The sequence below is a fragment of the Actinomadura logoneensis genome (genome assembly GCF_003428695.1).
GTDB classification, from domain to species: domain Bacteria; phylum Actinomycetota; class Actinomycetes; order Streptosporangiales; family Streptosporangiaceae; genus Spirillospora; species Spirillospora logoneensis.
Genome location: NZ_QURH01000322.1, coordinates 13934 through 30600, shown reverse-complemented (window position 1 = coordinate 30600; position 16667 = coordinate 13934). Strand labels below are relative to the sequence as shown.

Below are 16667 nucleotides of genomic sequence, written 5' to 3'. Positions count from 1 at the left end.
CAGGGTCCGCTGGAGGGTCCGGGCCAGGCGTTCGGCGTCCGCGCGGCGGCGGCGCTCGGCGGCCACCACGCGCAGCGCCGCCAGCCGCGCCTCCAGCTCGTCCATGACGAGCGCGGCCAGCTCCTGCAGGGCCTGGAGCTGGTCGGCGGTCGGCCGCCGGGGCCGGACGTCCAGGACGTCGACCGTGCCCAGCCCGTGCCCCTCGGCGGTCGTGATCCGCGCGGCGGCGTAGGAGCGCACCCCCAGGTCGCCGCGGACGAACGGGTGGCCGGCGGTGCGCGGGTCGGCGGCGGCGTCGGTGACGACGTACGGCCCGTCGTGCAGGACGGCGGAGGCCCACAGCCCCGGCTCGCGCCCGGTCTGCTCGATGCCGCCGAGGCCGTGGGCGGCCTTGAACCACACGCGGTCGCCGTCCACGAACGAGACCGTGGCCATCGGCGCGCCGAAGATGCGGGCGGCCAGGGAAGCGATCTTGTCGAGGGCGCCGTCCGGCGGGGTGTCCAGGACCCGGTAGCGGCGGAGGGCGACGAGCCGCTCCCTCTCACCGGCGGGGACCTCACTCGCGGCGGCCTCACCGGCGGCGGTCGCACCCGCCGTGGCCAGGCCGTTCTCCCGCGGGTCGTCGGCCCCGGCGTCACGCGGAGACGGACGCTCGGTCACCGTCATGTCGTCTCCCGCGTTCGTGGCCACCATGGGTGCCGGCCGGGGAGCCAGCTGGCCTATCCTACGGAAGGCGCCGGTGACAGGTGTCGTCGCCCCTGATCGGGTAGGTACCGCCGCGGCCACGTCCGAGGCGTGCGTGCGCGGGAGGGCGGGCGGTCGGCTCGGCGGAGCCCCACCCGGACGGCGCGCTTCCCAGCAGGTCCGCGCACGCCAGGCCGGGGCACGCCAGGCCGTCACACGGCAGGCCGACGCACGGCGTGGTGACGCACACGGCGGGCGCGGGCGCGGCGGGTCGACGCACGGCAGGTCGCACGAGGTCCGCACGGGAAACGAAGGGGTGTCCAGTGACGCAGTCGGGGGATGCTGAGCCAGCCGTGCACCCGTTGACCGGGGCCGGCGTGTTCGCCGCGGACGAGAGGATCGGCGGCGACCTGGCCCGGGTGGACTGGGCGGCGACGCCCCTCGGCGAGCCCGCGGACTGGCCGCAGAGCCTCCGGACGGCCGTGAGCATCCTGCTGTCGTCGAAGTTCTCGATGTGGATGGCGTGGGGCCCCGAGCTGACGTTCTTCTGCAACGACGCCTACCGGCGCGACACCCTCGGGCAGAAGTACCCCTGGGCGCTCGGCCGCCCGGCCCGCGAGGTCTGGACGGAGATCTGGGACGACATCGGCCCCCGCATCGACGCCGTCCTGACGACGGGCCAGGCCACCTGGGACGAGGCCCTGCTGCTGTTCCTGGAGCGCTCGGGGTACACCGAGGAGAGCTACCACACCTTCTCCTACAGCCCCCTGCGCGACGACGCGGGCGACGTGGTCGGCATGCTGTGCGTGGTCATCGAGGAGACCCAGCGCGTCATCGGCGAACGCCGGATGGCGACCCTGCGCGACCTCGGCTCCGACCCCAGCGTCGTCCGCACCCAGCAGGAGATGCTCGACTTCACCAGCGAGCAGCTCGACCGCAACCCGCACGACCTGCCGTTCACGCTGACCTACCTGTTCGAGGAGGACGGCGCCGCCCGGCTCGCCTCGTCCACCGGCGTCCCCGCCGGGCACCCCGCCGCCGCGGAGCTGCTGCCCGCGGGTTCCGCGCGGCCGTGGCCGACGGCCGCCGCGGCGCGCGAGGAGTCCGTGCTGATGCCCCTCGACGCCGTCCTCACCGCCGAGCTGCCCACGCGGGTGTGGCGCGGCCCGCCCACCCAGGCCCTGGTGGTGCCCCTGCCGCAGAAGGGCGGCGCCCCGTACGGGTTCATGGTCGCGGGCCTCAACCGGTACCGCTCCCTGGACCAGGACTACCGCGCGTTCGTGGCACTGGTCGCCGGGCACGTGGCCACGGGCGTCGCCAGCGCCCGCAACTACCAGGCCCAGCAGCGCCGGGCCGAGGAGCTGGCCGAGCTCGACCGGGCCAAGACGACGTTCTTCTCCAACGTCAGCCACGAGTTCCGCACGCCCCTGACCCTCATCATGGGGCCGGTGCGGGAGCTACGGGAGCACCTCGCCGACGGCGACCCGCGCGTCCGCGAGGAGCTGGAGGTCATCCACCGCAACGGGCTGCGGCTGGGCAAGCTGGTCAACTCCCTGCTGGACTTCTCCCGCATCGAGGCGGGCCGGATGCAGGCCCGCTACGAGCCGGTCGACCTCGCCGCGGTCACCGGCGAGCTGGCCAGCGTCTTCCGCTCCGCCGTCGACCGCGCCGGACTGGACTTCCAGGTCGAGTGCGCGCCGCTGCCCCAGCCGGTCCACATCGACCGGGGCATGTGGGAGAAGGTCGTCCTCAACCTCCTCAGCAACGCCCTGAAGTTCACCTTCGACGGATCGATCCGCGTCACCACCCGCGAGGTGGACGGCGAGGCCGTGGTGACCGTCGAGGACACCGGCATCGGCGTGGCCGCCGAGGAGATGCCCCGGCTGTTCGAGCGGTTCCACCGGATCGAGAACGCCCGGTCCCGCTCCAACGAGGGCAGCGGCATCGGCCTGGCCCTGGTGAAGGAACTGGTCGGCCTGCACGGCGGCGCCATCACCGCGGACTCCACCGAGGGACGCGGCACGCGCTTCACCATCCGCCTGCCGTTCGGCTCCGCGCACCTGCCCGCCGAGGCCGTCCTGGCGGAGGCGGTCGCGGATGCGCTCCCGATCGGCGCCGACCCCTTCGTCCAGGAGGCCCTGCGCTGGCTGCCGGGCGAGCAGCCGGGCACGCCCGCCGAGGTCCGGGACGGCACCGCCCCGACCGCGGACGACCTGGCCGCCGCGCCCAGGCTCGGCGCGCGGGTGCTCGTCGCCGACGACAACGCCGACATGCGCGAGTACCTCGCCCGCCTGCTGCGCGGCGCCGGGTACGAGGTCCGGACGGTCCGGGACGGGCGGGCGGCCCTGGAGGCCGTCCGCACGGACTCGCCCGACCTGGTCGTCAGCGACGTGATGATGCCCGGCCTGGACGGGCTCGCCCTGGTCGGCGCGCTGCGGACCGACTCGAGGACCGCGTCGGTGCCGGTGCTGCTGCTGTCGGCGCGCGCCGGACAGGAGGCGTCCATCGAGGGCCTGCGGGCCGGCGCGGACGACTACCTCGTCAAGCCGTTCGCGGCGGCCGAGCTGCTGGCCCGCGTCCGGGCGAACATCGAGCTCGCGCGGCTGCGCGGCCACCACGCCCGCTGGCGCACCGCGCTGGTCGACTCCCTCCAGGAGGGGTTCTTCGTCTGCGACGAGGACGGCGCGGTCGTCGAGATCAACACGGCGTTCACCGACATCCTGGGCTACGGCCCCGAGGGGCTGCCGTACCCGGCCGTCCACCCGTGGTGGCCGGACGCCGCCTCCGACCCCGAGGCGCACCGGCAGGTCGCCGAGGCCTTCACCCGGCTGCTCGGCCGGAGCCGGGGCGGCTACACGATCCCCGTGGTCCACCGCGACGGGCACCGGCTGTGGATCAGCGCCGCGTTCAACCAGGTCCAGGACCCCGACACCGGCCGCACCGTGATCGTCGGCACGTTCCGCGACGTGACCTCCGAGCACTACGCCATCCAGCGCGAGAGCGCGCTCGCCGCCCTGGGGACGTGCCTGTCCCAGGCCACCAGCCTGAACGAGGCGCTGGTCGGGGCCCTGGCGGAACTGAGGAGGCTGTGGCGGGCCCGGACAGTCGGAGCCGCGCTGTTCGGCACCGGCGACACGCCCGTCCTGACCGCCACCGACCCGTCGCTCACCTGGGCGGAGCTGCCCGCCGGGGACCGCGCCCGACTGGAGGACCTGCTCCACCGGCCGGAGCTGACCCCGGTCTCCGACGCGAACGGCGCGGGCATCCTCCTGGAGCACCCCGAGGGCCCCCTCGGGCTGTGGATCGACCTGGGCGAACGCCGTCCCTTCGGAGGGGAGGACCAGTTGCTCCTGGCCCTGCTGGCCGGCCGCCTCTCCCAGGGGCTGGCCCGCGCCCACCAGATCGACCAGCAGCGCGAGACGGCGATCGCCCTGCAGCGCGCGATCCTCGGCCCGGCCCGGCTGCCCGAGGGGTTCGCGGTCCGGTACGAGCCCGCCACCCGGCCGCTGGAGGTGGGCGGCGACTGGTACGACACCGTGCCCCTGCCGGACGGCCGGATCGGGATCGTCGTCGGCGACTGCGTCGGCCGCGGCCTGGAGGCGGCCAGCGTCATGGGGCAGCTGCGCAGCGCCTGCCGTGCCCTGCTGCTGCAGGACGCCAGCCCGGCCCGGACGCTGATGGCCCTGGACCAGTTCGCCGCCGGGGTGCCCGGCGCGTCCTGCACCACCGTGTTCTGCGGCGTCCTCAACGCCGAGACCGGCGAGCTGACCTACTCCAGCGCCGGCCACCCGCCCGGCATCCTCGTCCAGGCCGACGGCGCCACCCGCCTCCTGGAGGACGGCCGCTCGCTGCCGCTGGCCGTCCGGCCCGGACGGGAACGGCCCGAGAGCACCTGCACCATCCCGGCCCGCTCCACCCTGCTGCTGTACACCGACGGGCTCGTCGAACGCCGCCGCCGTCCGCTCAGCACCGGCATCCACCGGGCCGGGGAGGCGCTCCAGGCCGGGCGGAACACCGCGGTCGACCAGCTCGCCACCGAGGTCATGGCGCACCTGGCCCCGGCGGACGGCTACGACGACGACGTCGCGCTCCTGCTGTACCGGCACCCGGCCCCGCTGGAGATGTCCTTCCCGGCCGACTCGGCGCAGCTCGCACCCGTCCGCAAGGCCCTGCGCGGCTGGCTCGACCAGTGCGACCTGCCGCCCGGAACCGTCCAGAACATCCTGGTGGCCGCGGGGGAGGCGTGCGCGAACGCCATCGAGCACGGCCACCGCGACACCCCCGGCCGCTCCGTCCACTTCCGCGCCGAGGCCTTCGTCGACGACCTGCACCTGCGGATCGCCGACACCGGGCGCTGGAAGACCCCCCGGCCCGAGCTCGACACCCACCGCGGCCGGGGCATGAGACTGATGCGCGCCCTGATGCAGCAGGTCACCGTCACCCCCGGCCCGTCCGGTACCACCGTCGACATGCACGCGAGGATCGTCTGATGAGCACGCCCCTGACCCTCACCCACGGACGCGGGGCGGACGGCACCCCGCTGCTGACCGCCGTGGGCGAGATCGACATGAGCAACACCCGGGAGCTGGCCGACGCGCTCGACCGCACGTCCGGCCCCCTCGTCCTGGACCTCACCGGCGTCGAGTACCTCGACAGCGCGGGCCTCAGCGTGCTGTTCCCGCACGCGGAGCGGCTGGAACTGATCGCGAGCCCGATCCTGATGCCGGTCCTGACGATCTCGGGCCTCGCCGACCTGGCCACCGTCCGCGACTAGCGCCCGTCCGGTGGGTCAGGTGCCGCTCCAGAGCGGGCGGTGACCAGGACGGCCGCTGCGCGGTGGTCGCGGGTGGTTCCGGTCAGCCGGCGCTGCTCCACTTGCTCCAGAAGGCGGAGACCCGGGTGATGTGGTGCTCCATGAGCTCGGCCGTGGCGGCGTCGTCCCGCCGGCGGAGCAGGTCGAGCAGCGCGAGGTGTTCGTGGGCGCTCTCGATCATCGCGTCGTGGTTCTCGGCCGACCAGAGCCCCGCCAGCCTCGACCGTGAGCGCAGAGCGCGCACGGTCTCGGTGATCTCGTCGTTGCCCCACAGGCCGAGCAGGGCGAGGTGGAACTTCAGATCGGCGGCGACGTGGCGGACGACGTCGAGCTTCTCGGCCGCGCGGACCGTCTCCTCGGCGAGCGGGAGCAGAGCGGCGAGGTCCGCCTCGCGGACACCGCGCTCGGCCAGCCGACGCACCGTCGGAACCTCCAGAAGCAGGCGCATTTCGAGGATGTCGTGGAGGGCGGCCGGAGAAGGGGCGAGCACTTCGAAGCCCTTGTTGCGGGCCGTGCGGACCAGTCCCTCCTTGACGAGGTCGAGCATGGCCTCTCGCACGGGGGTCGGCGAGACCCCGAGCTGAGCGCCGAGGCGGGGGGCCGAGTAGACCTGGCCCGGCTCGAGCTCGCCCGTGACGATCCAGGCTCGCAGCGCCTCGGTGACCCGGGCGCGAACGCTGGGCAGGCCCTGGGGTGAGGCGTCCGCGGTCTTCGCGTCGTGCACGGCGTCCCCGTTCACAGGCGGGCCCTTCCGTCGAGGCTGTCATCGGCTACCGGGTCAGGGTACCGCCCTGGCCGGGGTCGAGCGGTGTGCAATTGCAGTGCGCGGACCGTTGACGTAGGGAGAAGTGCATCTCTAGACTCTGCGCTCATCAGTGCAATTGCACTCAGGGAGACAGAGGAGAGTCGATGCGCAGCTCGAGGCTCGTCCACGCGATCGACACCCACACCGAGGGCATGCCCACGCGGGTGGTGACAGGGGGCGTGCGGGTGGTCCCCGGCGCGACGATGGCCGAACGCCGGGCCTGGGCCAAGGAGCATCTCGACGACCTGCGCGGTCTGCTCATGCGGGAGCCGCACGGGCACGCGGCGATGTCCGGCGCGATCCTCCAGCCGCCCACCACGCCCGAGGCGGACTGGGGCGTGCTCTACATCGAGACCACCGGTTTCCTGCCGATGTGCGGCCACGGCACGATCGGGGTGGCGACCGCGCTGGTCGAGGCTGGCCTGGTCCCCGTCTCCGAGCCCCTCACCCGGATTCGTCTCGACACCCCCGCGGGGCCCGTCACGGCGGTCGTCGACGTCGAGCACGGCCGTGCCCGGTCCGTCTCGATCACCAACGTTCCGGCCTTCGTGCTGGAGGACCGGGCCGTCGTCGACGTCGACGGCCTCGGCGAGGTCGAGTACGCCATGGTGTACGGCGGGAACTTCTACCCGGTGATCGACGCCGGCCGGCTCGGCCTCGAGCTGGACCTGCGGCACAAGGACGAGCTCATCGCCGTCGGCCTGCGGATCATCGAGGCGGTCAACAGCCGGCGTCCGCCGGTCCACCCTGAGGATCCCGGCATCCGCGGCATCCACCACGCCCAGTTCGTCCAGCCCGGCGCGGACGGCGCGGACACGCGCAACGCCGTACTCAACGTGCCCGGCTACTTCGACCGTTCCCCCTGCGGAACCGGCACCTCCGCGATCATGGCGCTGCGGCACCACCGCGGCGAGCTCTCCGCCAGGGACCGGCACGTGAACGAGTCGATGCTCGGCACCCGGTTCACGGGCACCGTCCTGGAGGAGACCGAGGTGGCCGGGCGGCGGGGCATCGTCCCGCGCATCACCGGGCGGGCCTGGGTGACCGGGTTCAGCCAGCACCTCCTCGACCCCACCGACCCCTTCCCGGCCGGATTCACCGTCTGAGGCCGGGCCGGGCCCCTTTCTCGCCGCCGGCCCTCCGGGCCGGCACCCCCCGTAGCGAAGGAAACAGCTCAGCATGGATCGCAACTCCGTCGCCTGGCGCGGGTACATCCCCGCCGCCCCGACTCCGTTCACCGCGGGCGGGGCCGTCGACGAGGCCGCCCTGGTCGCGCTCATGAACCACTACGTCACCGCCGGCGTCCACGGGGTCATGCTCAACGGCAGCGCCGGTGAGTGGTACACCCAGACCCGCGACGAGCGCCGCTGCGTGGCCGAGGTCGCCGTCGACGCGGTCGCCGGCCGCATCCCGGTCATCATCGGCTGCACGGCGTTCACCGCCGCGGCGGCGATCGAGCTGGCGCGGGACGCCCAGGCGGCCGGAGCCGACGGCATCCTCTTCACGCCACCGCCGTACGCGCACCCCACGCAGGAGGAGATCCTGCACCACTACCGGCTCATCGACGCCGAGGTCGAGCTGCCGATGGTGGCCTACAACTGGCCCCGCGGCACCGCCGTCGAGATCGAGGTCGACACCGCCGCCGCGATCGCCGAGCTGGAGCACGTGGTGGCGTTCAAGTGCAGCACGGCGAACACCGATCTCGTCCTCGACTACGTCGACCGGCTCTCGTCCCGCGTCCGCATCTTCGCCGCGCTGATCAGTCCCCGCGGTCTCGCCGTGCTCAACGGCCTGGGCGGTGACGGCTACATCGACGGCGGCGGCATCGGCGCCCCCTTCGCCGTCCCGTTCTTCGAGAGCCTCTGGGCCGGCGACCTCGACGCCGCCCGCGAGTACGGACGCAAGTGGTCCGAGTTCACCCGGGCGTGGATCGAGCCCGACTTCGGGGGCCGGTTCGCCGCACCGGCCTCGCAGCTCAAGGCCGCGATGCGCCTCCTCGGTCAGCCCGGCGGCGAGGTCCGCCAGCCGCAGCTGCCGCTCACCGACCCGGAGAAGCTGAGCCGGCTCGAGTCCGTGCTGCGGTCCGCCGGGCTGTTGGGGTGAGCACCGTGCCGGCGCCGGGCAGCACCGTCCTCGTCGTCGGGGGAGGCGTCGTCGGGACGAGCACCGCGTACGCGCTGGCGAGCGCGGGCTACGCCGTCACCCTGGTCACGGCGGAACGGATCGGTGACGGGGCGACCGCCGGGAACGCCGGCCTCCTGGTCCCGGCCGACTCCGTGGTCTGGCCGGGACCCGCCAACGCGCGGGCCGTGCCGGCGACCCTGCTCGGCCGCGGTGGTTCCAGCATCAAGGTGTCGTGGACCAATCCGGGCACCGTCGTCTGGGGGGCCCGGTTCCTCGCGAACTCGACGGCGCGGAAGTACGCCGCGGCCTGCCGGGCCACGCACGCCCTGAGCACGCACAGTCTGAAGGTCGCGCGGGACTGGGCCGCCTCGGGTGAGCTGGGGACGGATCTCAAACGCACCGGCATGCTGTTCCTCCTCGACTCACCGGCAGCGGTCGCCGAGGCGCTCCACGCCCGGGCCTCCCTGCGGGACGCGGGGGAGACCTACGTCGAGCTGAGCCGGGCGGAGCTCGTGGCGATGGACCCCGCCTACGACGCCCTTCCCGACGGACTCCACGCCCTGTACGCGGCGGGTGCCGCCCGTGGCGACAGCCGGGCGTTCACTCGTGCGCTCGCCGGGCGGTTGCGCGACGTCGGAGCGAGCGTCATCGAGGGACGGCCGGTCCGCCGGCTGCTGTACGGCCGGGGCCGGGTGACCGGCGTCGCGACCGCGGCTGGTGAGCTCCACGCGGTCGCGGTCGTCCTCGCCGCCGGCGTCGGCAGCCGGAGCCTGGCCCGCACGGCCGGGGTCCGCGTACCGATCCTGCCGGTCAAGGGCTACGCCGCGACCGTGCCCGTCCACGAGCCCGGCCTGGCTCCGGACGTCGGTGGTGTCGTCGAGGGCCTCCACGTGGCGTACTCCCGGATGGGGGAGCGGCTCCGGCTCTCGACCGGGGCCGAGATCGGATGTACCGACCACGACGTGGCCGGGCAGGCCGCGCGGCTGCTGCGGCGGGCCGGAGAGTGGCTCTTCCCGGGCGCGCTGGACTGGTCGTCGGCCACGTACCGCGCCGAGCACCGGCCCATGACTCCCACCGGACTGCCGCTGATCGGCCCGACCGGGGTCCCCGGTCTCTACCTCAACGCCGCGCACGGCTCGCTCGGCTGGACGCAGGCGGCCGGTTCCGCCGACCTTCTGGCGCACCTGCTCATGGGGCTGCCGCCGCCGATCGACCCCACTCCGTTCCTGCCGGCCGCCTGACCCCGTTCACCGGCGAACGCGGCCTGCGCACCACCCCATCTGAGGAGACATCCGAACATGAGCAACTTCGTCTTGATGCTGACCCGGGACGACGTCACGGTCACGGACGCCCACGCCGTCCTCGAACTCGCGATCGCCGCCGGTGTCGAGCACATCGGTTTCAAAGACGTCGGCCGGCCGGTCGAGGAGATGGCCGAGCTGGTCGACACCATCCACGCCGCCGGCCGGCGGGCCCACCTCGAGGTCGTCTCGCTCACCGAGCAGGAGGAGCGCGCCTCGCTGGGGCTCGGTCGTGAGCTCGGTTTCGACTATGTGCTCGGCGGGACCCGCTGGCGGCTCGGGGCCGACCTGCTGGCCGACACCGGCATCCGGTACTTCCCCTATGTCGGTACCGTCATCGGCCACCCGGGCACCCTCGACGGGACCGCCGAGGAGATCCTGGCCGACATCGAGGCCATGCGCGGGGCCGTCGCGGGCGTCAACCTGTTGGCCTACCGCCACGTCAGCGGGGGCGGCGACGCCCTCGTCCGTGAGGTCTGCGCCGCGTCGCCCCTCCCCGTCCTGGTCGCCGGCGCCGTCGCGAGCGTGGAGCGGATCCGGCTGGTGAGCGACGCCGGAGCATGGGGCTTCACGATCGGCGCCGCGGCGCTCGACCGGCGCGTCGTCCCCGGTGCGAACGTCTCCACCCAGCTGCGCACCGTCCTGGACGCGGTCGGCAGGGCGGGGGCCCGATGAGCGCCGGGGTGTCCGCGCCCGGTACGGAGCAGCAACCGACCGTCGTGCGTCGGCTCGACGCCCTGTCCTTCATGGACGGACCCGAACACTGCCGTGAGTACCTGCGCAACGAGCACCTCTGGTTCGGCACGTCCGTGGTGCCGGTCGGTGCGACCGGTGCCGTCGACCCGGGGCACGACGGGTCGTGGGAGGTCTTCTACTGCGCGGCCGGTCATGCCGTGGTGACCTGCGGGGGCGCCGCCTTCGAGCTGGAGCCCGGGGACGCGCTGAGGATCCCGCCCGCCGTTCCCCACCAGATCAGCAACGTCGGCGAGGTCCCGGTCGTGATCGTCTGGGCCGGCGGGCCCGGTGAGGGGGCCGGGGCGTGACCGGTCGTACGCTCCTCGCGATCGACCTCGGCACCACCGCGGTCAAGTGCGCGCTCTACAGCACCGCCGGGGTCGAGGTCGCCTCCGCCACGCGCGAGTACGAACTGCGGACGCCGGCGCCCGGGCACGTCGAGGTCGAGGTCGAGGTCTACTGGAGATCGATCCGCGACTGCCTGGCCGAGGTCTGGCGTGCGGCCGGGGACCGCCGGGGCGAGGTCGCCGGGCTGGCGATCTCGGCTCAGGGGGAGACCCTCGTGCCGGTGGACGCGTCCGGGCACGCTCTGCGACCGGCCATCGTGTGGCTGGACAACCGCGCGACCAAGGAGTCCGCCGAGCTCGCCGAGCGCTTCCGCGCGGCCGAGCTCTACGCCCGGACCGGCCAGCCGGAGATGCTGGCCACCTGGCCCGCGGCGAAGCTGCTGTGGATGGGGCGTCACCAGCCGGACATCGCCCGGCGCACGGCCCGCTACCTGCTGATCGAGGACTACCTGCTGGCCCGGATGACGGGCGAGTACGTCACCGAGGCTTCGCTGGCCACCTCGACGTGCTACTGGGACCTCGGCACGAAGACGTGGTGGCCGGCCATGCTCGACGCCCTGGGTGTCGACACCGGGCAGCTGCCCGCCGTGGTCGAGCCCGGAGCGCCGATCGGGCGCGTCCTTCCAGCCGTCGCCGAGGAACTCGGCCTCGACCCGACGACGGTGGTCTGTGCCGGCGCGCTCGACCAGGCGTGCGGTGCGATCGGCGGCGGCAACGTCGCTCCTGGCGGATTCAGCGAGAACACCGGCGCCGCGGTGGCCATCTGTTCGACCCTGAGCGGACCCGGCCGGGACCCGGCCGGGGTCGTGCCCGTCCACTACCACGGAATCCCCGACACCTACATGTTCCACACGTTCAGCGGCGGCGGGATCGTGCTGAAGTGGTTGCGCGACGAGTTCTGCGAGCCGCAGGTCCAGGCGGCGGTGCGTGAGGGCCGCGATCCGTACGACGTGCTCGGCGACCTCGCCGCGGGCGTCGAGGCGGGTTCCGAGGGGCTCCTCATGCTGCCGCACCTGCAAGGCGCGATGGCACCGGAGAACAACGAGCACGCTCGCGGCGTGCTCATGGGACTGACCCTGAACCACACCCGCGCACACGTGGTACGGGCGCTGATGGAGAGCGTCTGCTTCGTGGTGCGCCGCAACGTCGAGGCGTTCGCGGCGGCCGGGGTGCGGACCACGCGGATCCGTGCGCTCGGCGGGGGATCACGCAGCGCCGTGTGGAAGCAGATCGAGGCCGACGTCACCGGGATTCCCGTGGTGACCACCCGGCAGCCCGACGCGGGCGCGCTCGGCGCGGTGATCCTCGCCGGCGTGGGAGTGGGCGAGTTCGGTTCGATCGACGAGGGCGTCGAGGCGACGGTGGTCGTGGATCGCGTCTTCGAACCCGACCCGGCGAACGTCAGCCGGTACGACGAGCGGTTCGGCCAGTACGTCGCCCTCTACGAGTCGCTGGTTCCGAACTTCGCCGCCCAGGCCGGGTGACGGCGATGGCGCATGTGTTCCACGCACGCCAGGCCCCTGACGACCACCTCCGCCAACAACGAGGCCGAAGACGACGTCAGTCTGTTCCAGGGATGGGAGAAACGATGCACAGGCGCTCGTTTCGGGAAACGACCCGCGGATGAGCGGGATCACGGCCCCCGCCGACACGCCCCGGGGCGAGGCGCGGGACGGCGTCCGGGTCGCCCACCGCCAACACTGGGGTTGGTGGATCCTCGTCGCCTTCGTGGTCCTGTGCACCGCTGCTCTGGTCAAAATGCTGCTGACCAACGACAACCTGCAGTGGCACGTTGTGGGCGAGTACCTCTTCACCAGGAGGATCCTCCAGGGGCTGCTGACCACACTCGCGCTGACGGTGCTGGCCATGGTCCTCGGCACCCTGCTGGGCGTCCTGACCGCCGTCATGCGCCTCTCACCGATCCGCGTTCTGTCATCGGTGGCCTGGGCCTACACCTGGTTCTTCCGCGGCACGCCGCTGCTGGTGCAGATCATCTTCTGGTACAACCTCGCCGCGCTCTTCCCCACGATCGACATCGGGATCCCGCTCACCGGTCCGGTGCTCTTCTCGGCGGACGCCAACACCGTCATCACTCCGTTCGTCGCCGCCATGCTGGGCCTCGCGCTCAACGAGGGCGCGTACATGTCCGAGATCGTGCGCGGCGGCATCCTCTCGGTCGACCAGGGGCAGAGCGAGGCCGGCGCGGCCCTGGGCATGCGCGGCGGCAGGATCATGCGGCGCATCGTGCTGCCGCAGGCGATGCGGGTCATCGTGCCGCCCACGGGCAACCAGGCGATCGGCATGCTGAAGTCCACCGCCCTGGTGAGCGTCACGTCGACGGCCGAGCTGCTCTACACCACACAGCAGGTCTACAACCAGACGTTCCAGACGATCCCGCTGCTCATCGTGGCCAGCCTCTGGTACCTCGTCGTCACCAGCGTCCTGAGTGTCATCCAGTACTACATCGAGCGCAGATACGCACGGGGTGGGCGCCGGGAGCTCCCACCGACCCCGTGGCAGCGCTTCCAACGAGGAGTCGCCAATGTCCGCGGACGCATGTAGGCGTCGGCCGGAAGGAGGGCAGGATGGTGGAACAGGCCGCCGACCCGGTCGCGGAGCGTGAGGTCGTCCTCCGCGCGACGGGCATCCGCAAGCGGTTCGGCCCGAACGAGGTCCTCAAGGGCGTCGACCTCACCGTGCTGCGTGGCGAGGTCCTGTGCATCATCGGGCCCTCCGGATCGGGGAAGAGCACCTTGCTGCGCAGTCTCAACCACCTGGAGGAGATCGACGGTGGGCGGGTCGAGCTCGACGGTGAGCTGATCGGCTACCGCCGGCGCGGCCATCGCTACGTCACCCTGCCGGGGAAGCAACTGGCCGCCCAGCGGGCACGCGTGGGAATGGTGTTCCAGTCGTTCAATCTGTTCCCGCACATGACCGTGCTCCAGAACATCGTCGAGTCCCCGGTCGGCGTGCTGAAGCAACCCGTGCGGGAGGCGACGGCGACGGCCATGGCGCTCCTGGAACGGGTCGGCCTCGAGTCGAAGGCCGACGCCTATCCCCGTCAGCTCTCGGGCGGACAGCAACAGCGTGTCGCGATCGCGCGGGCGCTGGCGATGAAGCCGCGGCTCGTCTTGTTCGACGAGCCGACCTCCGCGCTCGACCCCGAACTCGTGGGTGAGGTCCTCGAGGTCATGAAGGACCTCGCCCGCGACGGGCTGACCATGGTGGTGGTGACCCACGAGATGGGCTTCGCCAGAGAGGTCGCCGACACCGTGCTCTTCATGGACGGCGGAATCGCCGTCGAACGCGGCCGTCCCGAGGACGTACTGCTCAATCCTCGACAGGCGCGCACCAAGGACTTCCTCGCGAAGGTCCTGTAGTCCTCCCCACCCCCGCATCGTGGCCTCCGGCCCGGGGCCGCGCAGTACCACCCAGGAGGTTCAGCCATGCCCCGCACCAGCATGTTCAGGGTCACGGCCGTCATAGTGTCCGTCGCGGTCGCCGGGCTCACCGGCTGTGCCGAGCCGAAGGCCCCGTCGAGCCCGGCCGCTCCCTCCGCCGGTTCCCGCGGCGGCGGCTCCATGATCACAAAGAGCTGGGGCCAGAAGCCCGTCGCCTCGGTGGCGGCGCTGGTGCCGGCGCGATTCAGGAACAAGCCGATCGCCAACGCGATCTACAACAACTTCCCACCCCAGGAGTTCCTCGAGGGCCGGACGCTCGTGGGCATCCAGCCGGACATCGCTCTCGCTCTGAGCGAGGTGATGGGCGTCAGGCTCGACAACGCCTCGGTGGGCAGTTTCGACAGTCTCATCCCGGGGGTCGCCAGTGGCCGCTATGACATGTCCAGCGGCGACTTCGGCGTCACGAAGGAGCGGCTCGGGCAGGTCGACTTCGTCACCGAATTCAAGATCGGCACCGGTTTCGCGGTCAGGAAGGGAAGCGGCATCACGATCGGCAGGGCCACCGACCTCTGTGGCCGCTCCGTGGGGGTGCAGGCCGGCTCCTACTTCATCGACCAGATCAACGCCGCCCAGGCCCAGTGCGCGAGCGCCGGGCGCGGTCCGATCAAGCTCCAGACGTACCCGGACGACGGAGCGCGGATCCTGGCGGTCTCCAACGGGCGCGTCCAGGTCACGGCCACCACCCAGGACGCGCTGGAATACACGATCAAAAGCCGGAACGTCCCCCTGGACCTGCAGTCGTTCGTCTACCAGCCGCTCGAGCAGGCCATCGTGATCCCCGACGGCAGCGACCTCGGCCCCGCCGTCGAGGCGGCGATGAAGGAGATCATCAGGAACGGCACCTACGCCAAGATCATAGGAAAGTGGGGTGCACAGAGCATCGCGTACCAGTCGCCAAATGACGTCCGCCACCTGACCAGGCCGGAGCAGGCGGCCTGATCGCCGCCGCCCCCGCCGTCCCTCGAACCGAGGGAAGAACGACCATCTCAGCGCAGGGCGACCACGGCCATCGCGGCCGATGCCGTCCGCGCGTCCCGTATGACCGCGTCGAGGCCGCCGGCCCGCAGGGGATGTCCGGCCGACCGCGTGGTCTCTCACCAATCTGGAGAACGTTGATGTTGCCTTGGTCGGCTGATCTCGCCGGTCGGATCGAGCACCGGACGGTCGGCAGCACGGTGCTGCGCGGCAACCCGCTCGGCGACCCGCACGAACGGCCGCTGCTGGTGTACGTGCCGCCCGGCTACGACGACGAGCCCGGGCGCCGCTACCCGACGATCTTCTGGGCACCCGGTTACAGCGGCCACGTCGGGATGGTCCTCAACCGCACGGGGTTCCGGCCGGCGTTCCCCGAACTGATCGACGCGGCGTTCGCCACGGGAGAGGCGGAGCCGGCCATCGTCGTCTACTTCGACACCTGGACCTCACTCGGCGGCAGCCAGTACCTGGACTCCCCGGCGACGGGCCGGTACCACACCTACCTGTGCGAGGAGGTGGTGCCGTGGGTGGACGCGAACTACCGGACCATCCCGGACCGCGACCACCGGGCGATCGCCGGCAAGTCCTCCGGCGGGCACGCCGCCATGTTCACCCCCATGCTGAGGCCCGATGTGTTCGGCGCCCTCGCCACCCATGCCGGTGACGCGCTCTTCGAGACCGGCGCGCGGGCCGAACTGCCCGAACGGTTCCGGACGCTGCGCAACAAGTACGGCGGGTCGTACGAGAAGTTCTTTGCCGACTTCCGCAGCCGCGTCGGCGGTTTCCAGCCCAGTGACCTGGAACTCCTCGAGGTGTACGCCTACGCCGCGGCCTACTCGGCCGACGAGGACGGCACCGTGCGCCTTCCGTTCGACGAGTTCGGAGCGATCGTTCCCGACGTCTGGCGGCGCTGGCTCGCCTGGGACCCGGTGGTCATGGCCGCGCGGCCGGAGTACGCCGAGGCGCTGGCCTCGATGCGCGCCGTGTGGATCGATGCCGGCAACAGGGACGAGTACCACCTCGACGCCGGAGCGATGGCGTTCCGGCGGGCCGCGGCCGCGGCCGGAGTGCCGGACGAACGGATCCACTTCGAACTGTTCGACGGCGTACACGGCGGAATCGAGCACCGCTACCCCCTCGCGATCACCTGGCTGAGCAGAATGCTCAGCCCGACCGCCGCTTAGGAGGCGGCCCCACTGGCGGTCACCCTCCGCCGGCTGGTCGGCCCTCCGGGGGCCGACCAGCCAGTCCCGGCGCACCACCGCGACAGGACCACGTAACAAAGCGCTACTAGCGCGCCCTTTAATCCGTTGCGTCCCTCTCGGTGGCCTGGCAGTGTCATGAACGTCCGCACCGGACAGCAAGCCCCGAGAGGAGGACCGGCCATGCTGATGCTCTACCGACTGCCCGAGGCGTCGCTCG

Annotated in this window: 14 protein-coding genes; 12 read left to right on the top strand and 2 right to left on the bottom strand. The window is 72.3% G+C overall.

What is annotated here, in order from left to right; genetic code table 11:
• On the bottom strand, positions 1-666 hold a 666-nt coding region (locus tag DZF91_RS20490), incomplete at its 3' end, for a GAF domain-containing protein (protein WP_147341231.1).
• A gap of 371 nt (positions 667-1037) precedes the next feature.
• Between DZF91_RS20490 and DZF91_RS20485 the strand changes: the two genes are divergently transcribed.
• Both DZF91_RS20485 and DZF91_RS20480 read left to right on the top strand, forming a co-directional pair.
• Complete coding sequence (locus DZF91_RS20485; protein ID WP_199486755.1) at positions 1038-5174, top strand: SpoIIE family protein phosphatase; 4137 nt, start codon at positions 1038-1040, stop codon at positions 5172-5174.
• Positions 5174-5458, top strand: coding sequence for an STAS domain-containing protein (locus DZF91_RS20480; RefSeq protein ID WP_117359069.1), 285 nt, complete (start codon positions 5174-5176; stop codon positions 5456-5458). Before DZF91_RS20485 ends, DZF91_RS20480 begins: the two co-directional genes overlap by 1 nt.
• 82 nt (positions 5459-5540) lie before the next feature.
• Here the strand turns inward: DZF91_RS20480 and DZF91_RS20475 are convergent, their stop codons facing one another.
• Positions 5541-6236 carry a GntR family transcriptional regulator gene (locus DZF91_RS20475; RefSeq protein ID WP_235834439.1) on the bottom strand — a complete coding sequence of 232 codons (696 nt, stop codon included), beginning with the start codon at positions 6234-6236 and terminating at the stop codon, positions 5541-5543.
• A gap of 170 nt (positions 6237-6406) precedes the next feature.
• Here DZF91_RS20475 and DZF91_RS20470 point away from each other — a divergent pair, with 170 nt between their 5' ends.
• The 10 genes from DZF91_RS20470 (at position 6407) to DZF91_RS20425 (ending at position 16429) form a co-directional block, all read left to right on the top strand.
• Entirely contained in the window at positions 6407-7408 is a 1002-nt protein-coding gene (locus DZF91_RS20470; RefSeq protein WP_117359068.1) for a proline racemase family protein, read from the top strand.
• A gap of 73 nt (positions 7409-7481) precedes the next feature.
• Complete coding sequence (locus DZF91_RS20465; protein ID WP_117359067.1) at positions 7482-8405, top strand: dihydrodipicolinate synthase family protein; 924 nt, start codon at positions 7482-7484, stop codon at positions 8403-8405.
• On the top strand, positions 8402-9667 hold the full coding sequence (locus DZF91_RS20460) for an FAD-dependent oxidoreductase (protein ID WP_117359066.1): 1266 nt from the start codon (positions 8402-8404) through the stop codon (positions 9665-9667). The genes DZF91_RS20465 and DZF91_RS20460 overlap by 4 nt, the downstream gene beginning before the upstream one ends.
• 57 nt (positions 9668-9724) lie before the next feature.
• Positions 9725-10402, top strand: a complete 678-nt coding sequence (locus DZF91_RS20455) for a beta/alpha barrel domain-containing protein (RefSeq protein ID WP_117359065.1) — start codon at positions 9725-9727, stop codon at positions 10400-10402.
• Positions 10399-10770 carry a cupin domain-containing protein gene (locus DZF91_RS20450; protein WP_117359064.1) on the top strand — a complete coding sequence of 124 codons (372 nt, stop codon included), beginning with the start codon at positions 10399-10401 and terminating at the stop codon, positions 10768-10770. The genes DZF91_RS20455 and DZF91_RS20450 overlap by 4 nt, the downstream gene beginning before the upstream one ends.
• Positions 10767-12293 (top strand): xylulokinase, encoded by a 1527-nt coding sequence (locus DZF91_RS20445; RefSeq protein WP_117359063.1) that lies wholly within the window; start codon positions 10767-10769, stop codon positions 12291-12293. The genes DZF91_RS20450 and DZF91_RS20445 overlap by 4 nt, the downstream gene beginning before the upstream one ends.
• A 139-nt stretch (positions 12294-12432) precedes the next feature.
• Positions 12433-13371: an amino acid ABC transporter permease gene (locus DZF91_RS20440; protein WP_117359062.1), complete on the top strand. Its 939-nt coding sequence runs from the start codon at positions 12433-12435 to the stop codon at positions 13369-13371.
• A 23-nt stretch (positions 13372-13394) separates the two neighbouring features.
• On the top strand, positions 13395-14189 hold the full coding sequence (locus DZF91_RS20435; RefSeq protein WP_117359061.1) for an amino acid ABC transporter ATP-binding protein: 795 nt from the start codon (positions 13395-13397) through the stop codon (positions 14187-14189).
• A 105-nt stretch (positions 14190-14294) separates the two neighbouring features.
• Entirely contained in the window at positions 14295-15209 is a 915-nt protein-coding gene (locus DZF91_RS20430; protein ID WP_158587988.1) for an ABC transporter substrate-binding protein, read from the top strand.
• A gap of 176 nt (positions 15210-15385) precedes the next feature.
• A complete protein-coding gene (locus DZF91_RS20425) occupies positions 15386-16429 on the top strand; it encodes an alpha/beta hydrolase (protein WP_117359059.1) in 1044 nt (347 codons plus the stop codon).
• Positions 16430-16667 lie beyond the last annotated feature (238 nt).